The 18,074-nt window shown below is 29.1% G+C and carries 18 protein-coding genes; 9 read left to right on the forward strand and 9 right to left on the reverse strand.

Annotated elements, in window-relative coordinates:
• Positions 1 to 27: 27 nt before the first annotated feature.
• From FP421_RS14980 to nusB, 7 genes are all read right to left on the reverse strand, one after another.
• On the reverse strand, positions 28 to 729 hold the full coding sequence (locus FP421_RS14980; RefSeq protein WP_159952024.1) for a response regulator transcription factor: 702 nt from the start codon (positions 727 to 729) through the stop codon (positions 28 to 30).
• 10 nt (positions 730 to 739) lie between these two features.
• Complete coding sequence (locus FP421_RS14985) at positions 740 to 2,308, reverse strand: sensor histidine kinase (RefSeq protein ID WP_159952025.1); 1,569 nt, start codon at positions 2,306 to 2,308, stop codon at positions 740 to 742.
• 109 nt (positions 2,309 to 2,417) lie between these two features.
• The gene (gene coaE, locus FP421_RS14990) at positions 2,418 to 3,008 is read right to left on the reverse strand and encodes a dephospho-CoA kinase (protein WP_159952026.1); all 591 of its coding nucleotides are present in this window, start codon (positions 3,006 to 3,008) and stop codon (positions 2,418 to 2,420) included.
• Position 3,009: 1 nt separating this feature from the next.
• Entirely contained in the window at positions 3,010 to 3,948 is a 939-nt protein-coding gene (locus FP421_RS14995) for a CdaR family protein (protein WP_159952027.1), read from the reverse strand.
• Between the two features lie 100 nt (positions 3,949 to 4,048).
• Positions 4,049 to 4,369: a preprotein translocase subunit YajC gene (gene yajC, locus FP421_RS15000; protein WP_201288868.1), complete on the reverse strand. Its 321-nt coding sequence runs from the start codon at positions 4,367 to 4,369 to the stop codon at positions 4,049 to 4,051.
• Positions 4,369 to 4,833 (reverse strand): DUF1573 domain-containing protein, encoded by a 465-nt coding sequence (locus FP421_RS15005; RefSeq protein WP_159952028.1) that lies wholly within the window; start codon positions 4,831 to 4,833, stop codon positions 4,369 to 4,371. The genes yajC and FP421_RS15005 overlap by 1 nt, the downstream gene beginning before the upstream one ends.
• Before the next feature lie 51 nt (positions 4,834 to 4,884).
• Complete coding sequence (gene nusB, locus FP421_RS15010; protein WP_159952029.1) at positions 4,885 to 5,823, reverse strand: transcription antitermination factor NusB; 939 nt, start codon at positions 5,821 to 5,823, stop codon at positions 4,885 to 4,887.
• Positions 5,824 to 5,969: 146 nt separating this feature from the next.
• Here nusB and FP421_RS15015 point away from each other — a divergent pair, with 146 nt between their 5' ends.
• On the forward strand, positions 5,970 to 7,724 hold the full coding sequence (locus FP421_RS15015; protein ID WP_159952031.1) for an ABC transporter ATP-binding protein: 1,755 nt from the start codon (positions 5,970 to 5,972) through the stop codon (positions 7,722 to 7,724).
• An 81-nt stretch (positions 7,725 to 7,805) separates the two neighbouring features.
• On the forward strand, positions 7,806 to 8,165 hold the full coding sequence (locus FP421_RS15020; RefSeq protein ID WP_159952033.1) for a PUR family DNA/RNA-binding protein: 360 nt from the start codon (positions 7,806 to 7,808) through the stop codon (positions 8,163 to 8,165).
• 115 nt (positions 8,166 to 8,280) lie between these two features.
• Here the strand turns inward: FP421_RS15020 and FP421_RS15025 are convergent, their stop codons facing one another.
• Together FP421_RS15025 and FP421_RS15030 are read right to left on the reverse strand one after the other, a co-directional pair.
• Positions 8,281 to 9,330, reverse strand: a complete 1,050-nt coding sequence (locus FP421_RS15025) for a chorismate-binding protein (RefSeq protein WP_236548139.1) — start codon at positions 9,328 to 9,330, stop codon at positions 8,281 to 8,283.
• Positions 9,331 to 9,338: 8 nt separating this feature from the next.
• A complete protein-coding gene (locus tag FP421_RS15030; RefSeq protein ID WP_159952035.1) occupies positions 9,339 to 9,755 on the reverse strand; it encodes a PaaI family thioesterase in 417 nt (138 codons plus the stop codon).
• Between the two features lie 70 nt (positions 9,756 to 9,825).
• Between FP421_RS15030 and FP421_RS15035 the strand changes: the two genes are divergently transcribed.
• The 7 genes from FP421_RS15035 to FP421_RS15060 all read left to right on the forward strand — a co-directional run bounded on the left by FP421_RS15035 (position 9,826) and on the right by FP421_RS15060 (position 18,072).
• A complete protein-coding gene (locus FP421_RS15035) occupies positions 9,826 to 10,329 on the forward strand; it encodes an IS1096 element passenger TnpR family protein (protein ID WP_159952037.1) in 504 nt (167 codons plus the stop codon).
• 3 nt (positions 10,330 to 10,332) lie between these two features.
• The gene (locus FP421_RS15280; protein WP_262885965.1) at positions 10,333 to 10,464 is read left to right on the forward strand and encodes a hypothetical protein; all 132 of its coding nucleotides are present in this window, start codon (positions 10,333 to 10,335) and stop codon (positions 10,462 to 10,464) included.
• Positions 10,465 to 10,599: 135 nt separating this feature from the next.
• The gene (locus FP421_RS15040) at positions 10,600 to 11,499 is read left to right on the forward strand and encodes an ABC transporter ATP-binding protein (RefSeq protein WP_159952039.1); all 900 of its coding nucleotides are present in this window, start codon (positions 10,600 to 10,602) and stop codon (positions 11,497 to 11,499) included.
• Positions 11,500 to 11,517: 18 nt separating this feature from the next.
• Positions 11,518 to 12,363 (forward strand): ABC transporter permease, encoded by an 846-nt coding sequence (locus tag FP421_RS15045; protein ID WP_159952041.1) that lies wholly within the window; start codon positions 11,518 to 11,520, stop codon positions 12,361 to 12,363.
• A 44-nt stretch (positions 12,364 to 12,407) separates the two neighbouring features.
• Positions 12,408 to 15,287, forward strand: coding sequence for a T9SS type B sorting domain-containing protein (locus FP421_RS15050; RefSeq protein WP_159952043.1), 2,880 nt, complete (start codon positions 12,408 to 12,410; stop codon positions 15,285 to 15,287).
• Positions 15,288 to 15,349: 62 nt separating this feature from the next.
• Positions 15,350 to 17,338 (forward strand): excinuclease ABC subunit UvrB, encoded by a 1,989-nt coding sequence (gene uvrB / locus FP421_RS15055; RefSeq protein ID WP_159952045.1) that lies wholly within the window; start codon positions 15,350 to 15,352, stop codon positions 17,336 to 17,338.
• A 290-nt stretch (positions 17,339 to 17,628) separates the two neighbouring features.
• The gene (locus tag FP421_RS15060) at positions 17,629 to 18,072 is read left to right on the forward strand and encodes a GNAT family N-acetyltransferase (protein WP_159952047.1); all 444 of its coding nucleotides are present in this window, start codon (positions 17,629 to 17,631) and stop codon (positions 18,070 to 18,072) included.
• Positions 18,073 to 18,074 lie beyond the last annotated feature (2 nt).

An 18,074-nucleotide genomic window follows, 5' to 3' on the forward strand; every position in this document is an offset into this window, starting at 1 on the left:
TTATTTCTTAGGGAAGCGATTTCTGTTTTAAGATTTATCTACCAACCGAAATCCTTCTCCGTGGATATTTAAAATCTCTACATTTTCGTCTTTTTTAAGATATTTACGAAGTTTTGCAATATATACATCCATACTTCTAGAGGTAAAATAATTGTCATCTCTCCATATTTTAGTTAACGCCAATTCACGAGGCATTAAATCATTTTTATGAATGGCTAACATGCGTAACAACTTACTCTCTTTTGGAGATAATTTTGTTGGTTCACCTTCTTCACCTATAGATAAATGACGTAATTTAGAATTAAAGAAGAACCCTCCAATAGTAAACTCAAACTGTTCTGATTCTGCAGATTTGTCTGTATCTTTTCTTTGCAAGATTGCTTTAATTTTATGCAACAATACTTCAGAATCAAAAGGTTTATTCAAATAATCATCTGCACCAACAGAATATCCTTTTAACACATCTTCTTTTAACGTTTTTGCTGTTAAGAAAATAATTGGCACTTCTTTGTTAGTACTTCTAATATCTTGTGCTAAAGAAAAACCATCTTTTCTTGGCATCATTACATCTAAAATACACAAGTCATAATCGCTGTTTTTAAACATGATTAAACCTTCTATACCATCTTTAGCATGTGTTACATTGTAATCATTTAAAGACAAATAATCTTTTAAGACTGTTCCAAAATTTGGATCATCTTCTACTAATAAAATTTTTTTACTTCCCATCTTATACTTTTTAAATTAACGGTAATTTTACTGTGAATGTACTTCCTTTACCTTTTTCACTTTCTACAAAAACTGAGCCATGATGCTTATCTACAATCTCTTTCACATAAGCTAGTCCCAGTCCATGACCTTTTACATCATGTATATTTCCTTTTTGTTCTCTATAGAATTTATCAAAAACTTGTTTTTGTACAACTTTGCTCATACCAATACCTTCATCTTTAATTTTTACGAGAAAAAACTTATTGGTACTTTCTGTGTAAACATCAATTTTAGGTGCTCCTTCTGAGTATTTTAATGCATTTTCTAGTATGTTTACAATTACATTTGTTAGGTGAAATGAATTACCCGATATTTCTGATGTAATTGCCTCAAAATGAGAATCTAGTTTACCTTTTCTATCATCAACTAACAAACTTACATGCATCATTGCATCTTCTATAATGTCGTGCATATCAATAGTTTCCTTACTAATTTCTATCTGGTTTTTTTCTAATCTAGAAATTCTAAGTACATTTTCTACTTGAGAATGCATTCGTTTATTTTCATCTCTTATCATTTTTACATAGCGCAAAACCTTATCATCATCACCTAAAATCTTTGGATTTTTTATTGAATCTAAAGCCAAATTAATGGTAGCTATTGGTGTTTTGAACTCATGCGTCATATTATTGATAAAATCTGTTTTTATTTCTGATATCTTTTTTTGTCTTATTAATTGATACAATGAACTAGAAAAAGCAATAATAATGATGAATATAAAAAACAATGACAATAATAAAATTCCAGAAATACCTGATAAAATATGTTCATTTTTTGATGGAAATGAAACATATAATTTATATTCTAAATTTCCGTTTGTATCATACATAAAAGGATAATCATAACTTTCTTTTGTATTGATTGTATAATACCCAGATTTTAGTTTTGTTGCTAAACCATCTTTACTATACACACCATATTTAAAATCTAAATTGATATTTCTTTTAACTAATTCTTCTTTTATAGTTAATGATAATTCTCTATTGCTAATTCTTTGATGAATTGGTTTTCTACTCAAAAAATCTCTAAAGACTTCCTTATACTCTGCATTTGCTAACTGAGGCAGTCTTTTTGAATATGAAAACCTCGTTTCATCAACAGATGTAAAAGAATTGTCTAAACCTTTTATTAATCTTGATTGAAAAAAATCTTTCTTACCAGAAACTCTTTTTAAAATAATAGAATCATTATCTAAAAAATCTACAGGAAGTTTAAAATTTTCTTCTAAAATAGTGGCTCCAAAAGTAAATTTTTGTTTAGTTGCTGTATCAATTTGTTGAAAAAAGTAATTTCTAATTTGTGCTCTATCAGCTCTACCTTTATCTTTGATTAAACTTGCAACTAACTTTTCGAATTCTGCTTCTTCTCTTAGTTTGACTCTTTCTGAAACACTACCTAAAGATTTCTGAACTTCATTCTTAAATTGCTCTTGTTTACTAGCTAATGCATTGTTGATCCAAAACACCTGAACTGCGATGATTCCTATCAACGAGATACTCATTAAAACAACGATAAGAATAAACATCTTTTTCCTCATAAATCAAAGTTAATACTTTCAAAAATTGATTTTAAGGTTTTTAACCTAAATTAACGATTTAGATTAAAATTTAAGTATTTTTTAACAAAAATGTTGAATTTTACGAAATCTAAAACATCTTTTCTGTTAAAATATTATGGATTTTATTAACCTGTATTTTAGTAGTTTCAAGGTCAAAATTATAAATAACGTAATGAGATTGTAGCAATTTTTTATCTTCTAAATACTGATTTTTCATCCTATCGATAACAGCTTCTTTTGTAGAGTTATCTCGCTGTATAGTTCTTTGAATTCTTGTTTCTAAATCAACAAAAACTGTGATGATAAAATCGCAATGCAAACTACTTTTACTTTCAAAAAGAATTGCATTTTCGTACAAAACATAATCCTTATTTAAGTTTAAGGCTACAAATTCTTTAAAATGTTTTTTTACTTCAGGATGCACAATTGAATTCAACTGTTTGAGTTTATTTTTATCCTTAAAAACAATATTAGAGATAAACGCTCTGTTAAGTCCTTCTGTATCATAAGCTTGAACACCAAAAAGTTTTGTAATTTTAGTTCTAATTGTTTTTGAAGTTACCATTAATTTTTTGGCTTCATCATCTGCATGGTAAATCGCTATATTTCCAAAAGTTTTAAAAAGTTTTGCTACTGTTGTTTTCCCACTACCAATTCCTCCTGTTAAACCTACAATCATGCTATTTTTGAATTAAATAATCAATCTTACTAGGTATTAATTTAACACTTTTTAAAAAAGGTGGTTTTTTTATAATTTTTGGAATCAAATAATTCAAATTGTTATTCTCAGCCGTTTTATAATCACATTTTATCTGAAAAGAATCTTCATCTATTTTATTAAAATTAGACAAAGCTACCACATAAACAACCTCCACTTTTTTCACTAAAGTATTTATGGTAATATTTTCTGGTAAATTTAGGATTTCAACATCCACTAATAAACTTCCTTCTGTAAATTTTTCTACTTTACCTGCAACAGTAACTTTAGCTATGTTAAAACGAACATTTTTTAAATTATTCGATTTAACAATAGCAACTTCTCGAGAAAAATCTTCTTTAACATCAGACAATTTTATAGGTTCTAACTGAATGCTCTTAAGGTTCTTAATTTGATTCTCTGGCCCAGAAACTAAAACACTATCAGGTTGCATTTGTATTGAGGACGATAAATCATACCCTACATGATAATCAATTTTAACATCAGCAACAATTGGCAACTTTTTAGTTTGTAAACTTCCCAAATTTAAAAACAAAGAATCTTTAGCAATTTGCTGTAAGTTTACACCAATAGACAACTGTTTTTGGATAGCTGTTTTATAACTTCTTGTTAAAAGATAATAGGTAGATTTTTTCTTTCTATTTAGAGAACTCGCGTCTAAAACAATCTGTTTTTGTTTAAATTTAGTAAGCGCAATTTTAAATCCTGAAGCTTTTATAGTTACTTCTAACTGTTTAAGTGGTTCTTTTTGTAGTAGTAAGTTTTGAGGTATGTTCTCATATGCTATCGGCAGAATAATTGAAGTTGTATATTCTTTAGACATTGTGATTAAAATCCATATTAAAATTGACACACACAAAAAACCAATAAAACTTTTAGAAACTCCTTTACTTTTTTTCAAACCTTGGTTTATATTTTATTGCAAGCTACATAAAACCTCTTAAAAAAAAAAGTGAGTTTTTGATTTACAAAAACTCACTTTTTAATTTGTAGAAATCTACTTATTTTTTTGCTGGTGTGTTGAGTTTTTTACTCAATTCCATAGAAATAGCAGAACGTTCAAATCTAATTTTTCCAGCTCCAGTTTCAATGGTAACTGTATTATCAGAACTATTCACTTCTACTATTTTACCATGAATACCACTAGAAGTAATCACTTTTGTTCCTTTTTTTATTTCAGCTTGAAATGCTTTTTCCTTCTTTTGACGATTCATTTGAGGTCTTATCATAAAGAAATAAAACACAACTATGATTGCTAAAAAAGGTAACATACTCATTAAGCTACCTGCAGCTTCTTGTAAAGCTATTACTGTAAATATCATTATTTTTTTGACTTTGGTGTTACAGAACCTTTTAATGTTAATACCTCTCTACCAGATTCTGTGTTGGTAGTTAAAGTAACTGTTTTTTGCTGTCTATTAGGTTTTCCTGAAGTATTAAATTTTACTTTAACGTCTCCTGTTTCTCCTGGCTTAATAGGCGCCTTTGGCCAAACAGGAACAGTACAACCACATGAACCTTGTGCGTTGGTAATTACTAAATCTGTTTTACCTGTATTAGTAACTTTAAATACAGTTTCAACAATATCGCCTTCATTTACTGTTCCAAAATCATAGATTTTTTGATTTAAAGAAATTGATGCTGTTCCTTTTTTAATATTTGCATCTCTTACGGCTGCATTATTTAAATTTTCTTTATTAATTTTTTTTGTAGCATCTATGTTTTTACATCCTGTAAAAAATAATACTGAAGCAAATGACAATGCTATAAATGTAATTTTTTTCATAATATTTAAATTTCTGTAAAAGTAAATAAATTAATATCTAGAAACAATATTTTATAATAAACCTCTACCTATTTTAACGATTCTTTTATTTTTGATAAACTCCTTAGATATTCTATCTAAAACACCATTTATAAAGTAACTACTTTTCTCAGTTGAATAGTCTTTTGAGATTTCTATGTACTCATTGATAGTAACTTTTGTTGGGATAGATGGAAAATGTAAAAATTCTGATATTGCCATTTTAATTAAAATCAAATCAATATCTGCAATTCTTTCTTTTTCCCAATTCGGAGTTTTCTCTTCAATATCTTTTTCGTATCCTGTATGTTTTAATATTGTTTTCTTATATAACTTAGAAACAAATTCTTCATCATCTGAATCTTTATATAAATTACCCAAAACAAAAATATTGTTTGGTTTACACTTACTTAAAGATTTCACCACCCAAGTATTTACAAAAGGAATATCATCTACCCAAGAAATCATTTTATCTTCATAATATTCTGCTAATTTTTCATTAGGAGCAATAATTTCCTTAAAAAAATCAATGGCGAAAGCTTTGTCTATTTTATATGAATCTTCAATTGTATTCAAGTATTTTTTATACAAATCACTTTTTTGTAATTCGTCAAAAATAATTTTTACATATTCATCATCTAACTCCCAATTTCTCAAATTATTGATTTCTATATAACCTTCTATACTGATGCTTTCTGCAATAGAATTAATTACTTTGTTTTCAATAAATTTTGTATTAGGTTTTAAATCTTCTTGAGTTGCAAGAATTTTCTTCTTAGAAAGAGCAATTTTTTTTGCTGCTAGTTTTTGTACTTCTACCATTAAAAGTAGGTTTAAAACGTACAAATCCAACATTTTTAAAATACTATGTTTTAAAAATTTTTCTTCTTTGACAATATCGTCGTTGTGAGATTGGAGTGTTGCGTAAAGAGATTGCATTACTTTAACTCGAATATGTCTTCTGTTTATCATTATAAAGAACTTATCATAAAATTGCGCTGCAAAAATAGTATTATTTTATTTTTATTCTCTAACCTTTTTTAATTCTTTTTTAAGAAAAAGTATTGTGGTTAATCTTGTATCTTCGTGCTTTATTTCCTTTTTACAAATTATTTCTTTTGAAAGAACTAAAATATATAAATAAGTATTTTTCCAAGTACAAATGGAGAATACTAATTGGGCTTTTAATTACGATATTATCAAAGCTTTTAGCCTTAAAAGTTCCTCAAATTGTTGGGGATTCTCTAAATGTTGTTGAAGATTATCAAGATGGCATTATTAAAGATATTGCTGTTGTTAAAGATGAACTTCTTTTTAATGTATTAATTATAGTTGGTGTAGCATTACTTTCTGGTTTTTTTACTTTTTTAATGAGGCAAACAATTATTGTTACTTCTAGATTGATAGAATTCGATTTGAAAAACGAGATTTATCAACAATACCAAAGATTATCACTTAATTTTTACAAAAAAAATAGAACTGGAGATTTAATGAATAGAATCTCTGAAGATGTTTCTAAAGTAAGAATGTATGTTGGACCTGCAATTATGTACAGTATGAACATGATTGTGCTTTTTGCAGTTGGTTTTACACAAATGATTAGTATTGATGTAAAACTAACACTATACACGCTAATTCCTTTTCCTTTATTGTCAATTTCAATCTTTGTATTGAGTAAGGTAATTCATAAAAGAAGTACTATTGTTCAACAATATTTATCTAAACTCACCACTTTTAATCAGGAGTTTTTCTCCGGAATTAATGTTGTAAAATCGTACGGAATAGAAAAATCAATCATTAAAGATTTTGATGAAATTGCCAATGAAAGTAAAGAAAAAAACATCAATTTACACAAAGCCAATGCGTTGTTTTTTCCTTTAATGATTCTCTTAATTGGGATTAGTAACTTACTCGTAATTTATATTGGAGGACAACAATATATTAATAATGAGATACAAATAGGAACCATCATTGAGTTTATGTTGTATGTAAATATTTTAACATGGCCAGTTGCTGTTGTGGGCTGGGTAACTTCTATGGTTCAGCAAGCAGAGGCTTCTCAATTAAGAATTAATGAATTTTTAAAACAGGTTCCAGAAATTCAGAATAACAATACTGATAGCGCTAACATTAATGGTAATATTGATTTTAAAAATGTAACTTTCACCTACGATGACACCAATATTACCGCCTTAAAAGACATTAGTTTTTCTGTAAAACCTGGTGAAACTATGGCTATTTTAGGAAAAACAGGCTCAGGAAAATCTACAATTATAGAACTTATTGCAAGATTGTATGATATTGACAATGGGGCTATTTTATTAGACAAAACCAACATCAAAGAAGTAAATTTAGACGATTTAAGAAGTCAGATTGGTTTTGTACCTCAAGATCCTTTTTTGTTTTCTGATACCATTAGTAATAATATTAAATTTGGAAAAGAAGAAGCTACCGAAGAAGAAATAACTACAGCCGCAAAAAATGCAGATGTACATAAAAATATTATTGATTTTCCTAAAGGATATGATACAATTCTAGGAGAACGTGGTGTTACGCTTTCTGGCGGACAAAAGCAACGTGTATCTATTGCGAGAGCAATTATCAAAAAACCAAAAATCTTAATTTTTGACGATTGTTTATCGGCTGTAGATACAGAAACAGAAGAAAAAATCTTATCTAATTTAGAGCGAATTTCTAAAAATATTACCACTTTTATCATCAGTCATAGAGTTTCATCAGCAAAAAACACAGATAAAATTATTGTTTTAGATGACGGAAAAATCACTCAACAAGGAACTCATAATCAACTAATAACAGAAGAAGGCTATTACAAAGAGTTGTATGATCAACAACTTTTAGAAAAAGAAATTTAATCTTTAACATTGCTACATAAAATATTTTGTTAGATTTGTTCAGTATAACAAACATATTATAATTACTATTTTAAGAAAATTATGGCAGAGAGAGTTGAACAGGAAGAAATTTTTTCACAAGTATTAAGAGCAGGAAGAAGAACTTATTTTTTTGATGTTAGAGCAACAAAAGCAGACGATTACTACTTAACTGTTACCGAGAGTAAAAAATTTACACATGATGATGGTTCTTTTCATTATCAAAAACACAAAATTTACTTATACAAAGAAGATTTTTCTGAATTTAAAGAAATGTTAGCGAAAGCAACAGATTATATTTTAGAAGAAAAAGGTAGCGAAGTAATTAGTGAACGTCATCAAAAAGACTTTAAAAAGGAAGAAACTACTGAAGAAACTACATCTTCAAAAAGTTTTACAGACGTTTCTTTTGACGATATATAGCACACATTTACTATTTCTGGTGAAACAGTTAAAAAGCTGTTTTATCGTAAATTATTCAATTCAAATTCAATTACGCAATTAAAAAACTACAAGTTTATTCTTGTGGTTTTTTTATTTACAAGACATTTTTCATGGTTTTGGCTTTAGAAACCGTTTCTTGAAACTCTTTTTCTGGAATACTCTCTTTTGTAATTCCGCCTCCAATATAAATTGATGCAATAGTGTCTGAAATCTGCATACATCTTAAATTTACAAAAAGAGACGATTGTTGATTTTTAAAATTCAATTCACCCAAAAACCCTGTATAAAAAGAACGATGGTAGTTCTCATTTTCAAGAATAAAGTCTTTTGCCAAGTTTCTAGGCAAACCACATACCGCAGGTGTTGGATGCAGTCCTCTTATTAAAGATGCTAAACTTGCATTATTATTAAGTTCACCTTTAACATTTGTTTTTAAATGCAAAAGGTTTCCTGCTTTTACAGTTTTAGTTTTATCAATTTTTAAGGCTGATGAAATGGATTGCAATTGATTTTTAATAAAATCTGTTACCAACTGTTGCTCTTCTAACTCTTTCTTCCCCCACGTAACAGTATTCGTGTTTTGATAGACTTGAGTTCCTGCCAAAGACATGGTTTCAAATTTTCTGTTTTTAATATTCAATAACGTTTCTGGTGAAGCTCCCAACCACAAACCTATCTCTGGATGAAACCAAACATATACAAAAGCATTTTTGTAATTTTTAAGTAGCTCTATGAAGGTTTTTAAAAAGTTAAAATCTACCAATGGTAAAGCTTCTTTTCTAGAGATTACAATTTTTTCTAGGTTAGATGTAGTAATTTTTTCAATTGTTTTTTTTACTAAACTGATATGAAAATCTTTATCTAAAACCTCTTCTGATAATGATTTCTGTAGATGAACACTTTTTTCTAAGTTTAAATGTTCTGTTAAAAAAACACCTTCTTTCAAAGGAAATAGTATCGTTTTCTCATTCGCATCAAAAGGCGAAAACACAAACCCGTTTTCAGAAAAATCTTCTGTATACCTTAGTGCATTAGATTCCATAAAAAGTGCAGAAAGTTCATCAGAATTTGGTTTTCTGTAGGCTACAAAAGGTAAGTTTTTGTAATGTGAATCTTTAATTTTGTGTAAAATTTCGTTGAACAATAGTAAAATTATTTTTTATCTAAAACGATGTTGGTAAGTTTGCAAATAGAAATTAAATGACCTTCTTCATCAATAATTTTTATTTCCCATAAATGTGTGGTTCTTCCTTTGTGAATTGGTTTTGCAACACCAAAAACTACTCCATCTTTTTTACTTTTTAAATGATTGATGCTTAACTCAATTCCTTTTATAATTTTGTTTTTAGTATCCACAAAAAGCGCAGACGCACAACTCCCAACAGTTTCTGCAAGAGCTGCAGTTGCACCTCCATGTAAAATTCCGTAGGGTTGATGCACGCTCGAATTTACAGGCATTTTTGCAGTTACACTATTTTCTGAAACATCAACAAACTCTATATCAAGAGTTTCCATTAACGTATTTTTATTTAAACTATTTAAAGTTGCTAAAGTTTTAGATTTGTCCATTACAAATTTTTCTAATGTAAAAATACGTATAAAAAATTGTATTTTTGTTGCAGAAAAGTTAAACCATTTTATGTACAAAATACGCGTAATTTTAGATACTAAAGAAGATGTAATCAGAACCATTTTAGTTGATGACAATATTAATCTAGAACAATTGCATTTTACAATTGCAAAGTCTTTTGGCTTTGAAGGGCAAGAAATGGCTTCTTTTTATAGAACTGATGATGAATGGAATCAAGGTGAAGAAATTCCACTATTTAATATGGCTGAAGCTGGTGAAGGAATTTCTATGCTAATCTGTAAATTAAACGATACGTTGCCCATAGAAAATAGTAAATTGATTTATGTTTATGATTTTCTAAATATGTGGACTTTTTATGTTGATGTTATTGAAATTTCTTTAGATAAAAGAGGTGATTTACCACAAACTATTCTTACAGTTGGGGAAATTCCTAATGAGGCTCCTGATAAAGAATTCGTTGCAGAAAATTTAAATAAACAATTGGGTGATGAAGGTGACATAGATGATGAATTTGGTCATTTTGATGATGATTTTGATTTTAATGAGTATTAAATTGTGAGTACAAAAAAGAAAGGTATTTTAACTTCTGATAGTGAATGGAGGAAACACTTACGTAAATTAGGGAAACACTTTTTTTGGAAAGCTGAGAGAAAGGCTGGTAAAAATGAAATAAAAAAAGAATTGTAATTTTCTTCAAAACTCAGAAAAAACTCCCAACTTTTAACTTTGTTCTTCTTACTTACTTTTTTATTCTTCTTACTTTTTCAGTAACAAAATTGTAAATTAGTCGTCATATTTACATAACCGACTAAAACAATTTCTTTGGAAACCATCTTATCACTCAAAAACCTCGATAAAAAATACGGAAGTGTTCACGCGGTAAACAACCTTTCTTTTGATATTCAAAAAGGGAATGTTTACGGAATTCTTGGTCCTAATGGAAGTGGAAAATCTACTACTCTAGGCATCATTTTAAACGTTGTTAATAGAACTTCTGGAAAGTTTTCTTGGTTCAATGATAGTTTATCTACTCATGAAGCCTTAAAAAAAGTAGGTGCTATTATTGAGCGTCCTAACTTTTATCCTTACATGACTGCAGCTCAAAATTTAGCCTTAATTTGTAAAATTAAAGGAATAACTACTGAAAAAATTGATGAGAAACTTAAAGTTGTAAATCTTTACGAAAGAAAAAACAGTAAGTTTAGAACCTATTCTTTGGGTATGAAACAGCGTTTGGCAATTGCTTCTGCATTATTAAACGATCCTGAAATTCTAATTTTAGATGAACCTACAAATGGTTTAGACCCTCAAGGGATTCATGAAATTCGTCAAATTATCAAAAAAATTGCCGCAAACGGAACAACTATTTTGTTAGCTTCTCACCTATTAGATGAAGTAGAAAAAGTATGTTCTCATGTAGTTGTGATAAGAAAAGGAGTAAAATTATATAGTGGTCGTGTTGATGAAATGACTGCTTCAAATGGTCTGTTTGAACTAAAAGTAGACACTAATGAAGAGCATTTAATTAATATCTTAGAAGAGCATCCTGCTATTGGTAAAATCACCAAAGAACACGAAACAATTATTGCAACACTAAGCAAAACAATTTCTTCCTCAGAAATAAATGAATACTTGTTTGGCAAAGGAATTATTTTATCTCACTTAGTGAAACGTAAACCAAGTTTAGAGCAACAATTCTTAGATTTAACCAACAACAACTAATCAACAAAACACATCAAAATGTTAAGACTTCTTACCATAGAATTTCATAAATTAAAACACAATAGAGCAAGTAAAGTATTATCTATAATTTACTTTGGCTTATTAACTTGTATAGCATTAATTGCTGCCATAAAATTTGATATTGGCCCAGTGAAGTTTCATTTAGCTGATGCTGGTATTTTCAATTTCCCTTACATTTGGCATTTCAACACATACATTGCTTCTATTTTAAAGTTCTTTTTACTGTTAGTTATTGTATCAATGATGGCTAATGAATACAGTTATAAAACATTAAAGCAAAACTTAATTGATGGACTAAGTAAAAAAGAGTTTGTACTATCTAAATTCTATACGGTCATTGCTTTTGCTTTTATCTCAACAGTTTTTGTATTTGTTGTATCATTGATATTGGGGCTAATTTATTCTGATTACAATGAATTTGCCATCATCGTTTCTGACTTAAAATATTTAGTTGCTTTTTTTATAAAACTAGTTGGCTTTTTCTCCATGGGATTATTTTTTGGAATTCTAGTCAAAAGATCTGCTTTTGCAGTTGGTGCAATGGTAGTTTGGTTGATTATAGAAAGCATGTTTAAAGGATATTTATTCTGGTCATTTAAAGATGCGAGTAACACTACAGAAAAGGTAGATAGCATCATGCAATTCCTACCTTTTGAAGCAATGGCAAACTTAATAAAAGAACCTTTTTCTAGATTAGGGGCAGTTAAATCAGTTGCAAATCAAATTGGAGAAACATTCACAAAAAGTTATGATGTTCAGTTCACTACCATCTTCATTGTTTCTGCATGGACGTTTATTTTTATTTATTTGTCCTATGCACTGTTAAAAAAGAGAGATTTGTAATACATTTTAAATATATTTGACTTTAAGTTTTGTATTATCGTCAAATGAAGAATTTTTCACGTCTTTTACTACTTTTTTTTGCATTAAATGTATTTTCTCAAAAGGAAGCAAATTTTTGGTATTTTGGTTTTAATGCAGGTTTAGATTTTTCAAATTGTAACCCAGTTGCCTTAGAAAATGGTAAACTAAGTACTTTTGAAGGGTGTTCAACCATTTCAAACTCAAATGGTAATTTATTATTTTATTCTGATGGAACAACTGTATGGAATAAAAATCATGATGTTATGCCTGGAGGTGTAGGTTTAAGAGGAGATTCATCAAGTGCACAATCTGCTTTATTTGTTCCAAACCCAGAAAATTCAAATATTTATTATTTATTTGTTGTTAGCAATTCTCGAGACCCTGGCTTTTACTACTACACGATAGACCTTTCTACAAATGGAGGTCTGGGAAGTGTTGTTGATGGACCTGTAGATTTAAATAATGGTGAAAGAGATAATTGGACAGAAAGAGTAACAGCAATTCAATCTAATAAAAGTAATGAGTTTTGGATAATTTCTGCAAGTAATAATAGAATTTATTCTTATAAGATAACAAAAAATGGTGTAGATTATACTCCTGTAATATCTAATATTAATGGTGACAATATAGAAAACAGAGGAAGTTTAAAAGTATCTCCAGACGGTTCAAAATTAGTTGTTACTAGTCAAACCTCTGACTGTTTACTATTTGATTTTAATACTGCTGGTGGAACTGCATCTAACAAACAAATATTAAATATTAATTCAGGTAGTTATGGAGCAGAATTTTCTCAAACAGGAAATCGTTTATACATTTCTACAGGTACTCAAAATCAAACCAATCCAAATCCTAATGATTCTTATATTTATCAATACGATTTAACTCTGAATACTATTGAAGATATTAATAGTTCAAGAACTACCATTAATACTTGGTATGGTTTTAGGGGTGCATTACAATTAGGACCTGATGCTAGAATTTACTATGCAAAAAGTGGAGAATCCTCATTAGGAGTAATTAATAAACCTGAAGAACTAGGAAGTAACGTAAATTATGTTCATAATGGAATATCACTAGGCTCTAGAACTTCATCAGAAGGCTTACCCCCTTTTATACAATCTTTTTTTAAAGTTGCTTTAACAGATATTGATACGGGTATAAAAATTGCAGGAGAACTATTGGTATGTATTGGTGAAACTAAAAAATTAGGAATCAACAATATTTTAGATTTCGATGACACCGCAGACACATCAAAACCAATAATTTATAATTGGTACAGAGATAATGTACTTTTAACAGGGGAAAATAGCAGTATAATTACAGTAGGAACATCATCTAGAGACACAGATGGAGTTTACACTTTAAAAACAACTTATTTTAATAATTGTGGTAGAGAAAGGTCTTTAGAAGCAATAGCAAATATTAAATTTGCACCTAAGCCAACAATAAATACAATTAATATCTATGAACAATGTGATTTTGATACAAACTCCACAGACTACATAACAAGTTTTAATTTAACTACAAAAGAATCTGAAATTTATACTGGATCTGAAAGTGTTAACATAGAGTTTTTTGAACTGAGCGATACAAGTTTTACAAATCCTGTAGGTAAAGATAATTATCGAAATATCACACCAACCTCACCCACCAACGGAAATCATAAATTGGTGGTAAGAGTTACAAATACAACTACTTTATGCGCTGAAATTGGTGAAATAGAACTAAGGGTAAACCCTTCTTCATCTTCTATAAATTACTCTGACATATATACCTGCGAAATAGACCTAAATTCAAATAACCCTGACAGTAGAAATAACGTTGGTAGTGGTAATTCTTATTATGATTTTGATTTAAAAACTACAGAAATAATTAACAACTCTGCAGGGAGTTTATCAAACTCAACTCATGATTTCTCTTACTACAAAACAATAGCTGATGCTGGACTTCAAAATAATAGAATTGAAAAACCATATGAATCAACATTATTTAACAATGGAGAAGATGTTTTTGTTAGAATTTCTTTAAAAGGTTCAGGAGCATGTGAAAGTATTGGTAATTTTAAAATTTATATTCAAGATTTACCTACTCCTCAAGGTAACACCTCTCCAATTACTCTTTGTGTAAACAACCCTATACTTAGTCCACAACCTAATACTGTTCCATTAAACGCTAGTACTAATGTTTCTGGAGATAGGTATGTTTGGTATAGAAATGAAACTCTTTTAAACATTCCAAATACTCCTGTTTTAAATGCGAATAAAGAAGGTACTTATCGAGTTGAAGTCTTTAGAACCTATACTAATGACCCCTCAAATACACAAGATGATTTCGATTGTATGGGTTACAATACATTTACCGTCAATGAATCTAACGTTGCACTAATTGAATCAGTAGAATTTGTAGACAATCAAGATACTCCAGATGAAAATACAATAACTGTTAAAGTTACTGGTAAAGGAGATTATGAATATGCTCTTAACAATAACAGTATCAATAATTTTAATAAGGGATCAGAAAACTTAACTTTCACTTTTAAAAACGTAAAACCAGGGTTAAACACAATTTACATTAGAGATAGAAATGGATGCGGAATAATAGAATCTGATAAAGTATCATTTATTTATGTGCAAAGACATTTTACTCCTAATGGGGATAATTATTTTGATTTTTGGACTGTACAAGGAATTAACAACTCGTTTTACACATCAGTGAAATTAAATATTTTTGACAGGTTTGGAAAATTACTTAAAACTGCTGACCTGAAGACAGAAAATGGTTGGAATGGTTTTTCTAATGGAAAAATGATGCCTAGTAATGATTATTGGTATAATTTAGTATTAATTGATATTCATGGAAACATTAGAAAAGAAGTAGGACATTTCTCTCTATTAAGAAGATAATTTATCAAAAAACTTAAATTAAATACGGATATTTTTTTACAAAGTATCCGTATTTTTACATCATGGAATTTAAATTGAAATCAGAATTCTCCCCTACTGGAGACCAACCAGAAGCAATTAAAGAACTTTCTCATGGAATTTTATCTGGCGAAAAGTTTCAAACTTTATTGGGAGTAACTGGTTCTGGTAAAACATTCTCAGTTGCAAATGTGGTAAAAGAAGTTAAAAAACCGACTTTGGTTTTAGCCCATAACAAAACGCTAGCAGCACAATTGTATTCTGAATTTAAACAGTTTTTCCCTGAAAATGCTGTAGAATACTTTGTTTCGTATTATGATTATTATCAACCAGAAGCCTACATACCTGTTACAGGAACCTATATAGAAAAAGATTTATCTATTAATGATGATATTGAGCGCTTGCGTTTAAGCACCACCTCTTCTCTACTTTCTGGAAGAAGGGATGTTTTAGTGGTGGCTTCTGTTTCTTGTTTATATGGTATTGGTAATCCTACAGAATTTAAGAAAAATGTAATTCCTGTAGAAGTTGGTCAACAAGTTTCCAGAACAAAGTTCTTACATCAATTAGTAACTAGTTTATATTCTAGAACAGAACATGAGATAAAAAGCGGAACTTTTAAAGTAAAAGGTGATGTGGTCACCATTTACCCATCTTATGGAGATAATGGTTACAGAATTCATTTTTTTGGTGATGAAATTGAAGAAATAGAAGCTTTCGATTTAGAGAGTCAAACTATTTTAGAACGTTTTGAACACCTAAACATTTACCCTGCAAACTTATTTGTAACTTCTCCTGATGTGCTGCAAAATGCCATTCATCAGATTCAAGAAGATATGATGAAACAGGTTGATTATTTTAAAGAAATTGGAAAACATCTAGAAGCAAAACGCTTAAAAGAACGTACAGAATTCGATTTAGAAATGATTCGTGAATTAGGGTATTGTTCTGGAATTGAAAACTATTCTCGTTATTTAGACGGACGAAACCCAGGCACAAGACCTTTCTGTTTGTTGGATTATTTTCCTGATGATTATTTAATGGTGATTGATGAAAGTCATGTAACAGTTCCACAAACACACGCCATGTATGGTGGAGATAGAAGTAGAAAAGAAAACTTGGTTGAATATGGGTTTAGATTGCCTGCAGCAATGGACAATCGTCCTTTAAAATTTGAAGAATTTGAAGAACTTCAAAACCAAACCATTTTTGTTTCAGCAACTCCTGCAGATTACGAATTGCAAAAAACAGAAGGCTTGTTTGTGGAACAAGTAATTCGTCCTACAGGATTATTAGACCCACCAATAGAGATTCGTCCAAGTTTAAATCAGATTGATGATTTGATTGAAGAAATTCAAGTTCGAGTTGAAAAAGACGAACGTACTTTAGTTACCACTTTAACCAAAAGAATGGCAGAAGAACTAACTAAATATTTAACTAGAGTTGATATACGTTGTAGATATATCCATTCTGATGTAGATACTTTAGAACGTGTAGAAATCATGCAAGATTTACGTAAAGGTTTATTTGATGTTTTAATAGGTGTTAACTTATTAAGAGAAGGTTTAGACTTACCAGAAGTTTCTTTAGTTGCCATTTTAGATGCTGATAAAGAAGGTTTTTTACGTTCTCATAGATCATTAACTCAAACTGTGGGTAGAGCAGCAAGAAATGTAAATGGTTTGGCAATAATGTATGCTGATAAAATTACCAACAGTATGCAAAAAACAATTGATGAAACAGATAGAAGACGTGAAAAGCAAATTGCATACAATACTGCTAACAACATCACCCCTACTCAAATCAACAAAAAAATTGACGATACTTTATCCAAGTCAGCAGTTTCAAGTTATCATTATGACAATGCAAAACAAGTAGCTGCAGAACAAGACTTGCAATATTTACCCAAAGAAGAAATTGAAAAACGCATTCGAAATAAACGAAAAGAAATGGAAGCTGCTGCTAAAAATCTCGACTTTATTGTTGCTGCCAAACTACGTGATGAAATTGAGATTTTAAAAGAAAAAATGTAAAGTATAAAAATTATTAAATTGGTATAACTTGTATTGGAGCTAACAATATTGTAAGTTTGCCCCATGAAAATAAGGATACATCAAGTTCGTAACTTTAGAATATTCAATTTTAACTTTTTAGTTTTTAGAAATCAATCTAAAAAATTCATACCTCCTCACCCATTCTTTTAAAGAAAAGAAGAAAAATAATTTTTCATTCTTAATTCTACACTTTATCGTTTTTAAAAATGTTTTAGCAATAAGCTACTCACTTTACCATCTTTTTAGATGTGTAAAATCAATACACAATAATGAAAATTAAAATTTTTGATGCCTTTCATAGGATGTCCTTTTTAACCATAAATAGAATTACCAAATTTTTAGAACAACATCTAGAAGATTGTAATGACAACAAAAATGCCATCAGACAATCACTTTTATATGCAGCTAAAGAAATTCCAAGCTTAGGAGGGTACACATTCATTGCTAAAGAAGATGGAATTATTGTAGGTGCAATTGTTGTAAACAAAACCGGGATGAAAGAATATCACCCAGAGAACCTTTTAGTCTATTTAGCAGTGCATAAAGAATATAGAAATAAAGGAATTGCTACAAAACTACTTAAAGAAGCAACCAAATATTGCAATGGAAATTTCTCTCTTAGAGTTCATAAAAAAAGCAGTGCTGTATCAATTTTTAAAAAAAACGGATTTACTTCTGAAAAAATTCAAATGACATTAAAAAAACACAATTAAAT

Origin of the sequence: Polaribacter septentrionalilitoris, assembly GCF_009832745.1 — a bacterium.
GTDB lineage: Bacteria > Bacteroidota > Bacteroidia > Flavobacteriales > Flavobacteriaceae > Polaribacter > Polaribacter septentrionalilitoris.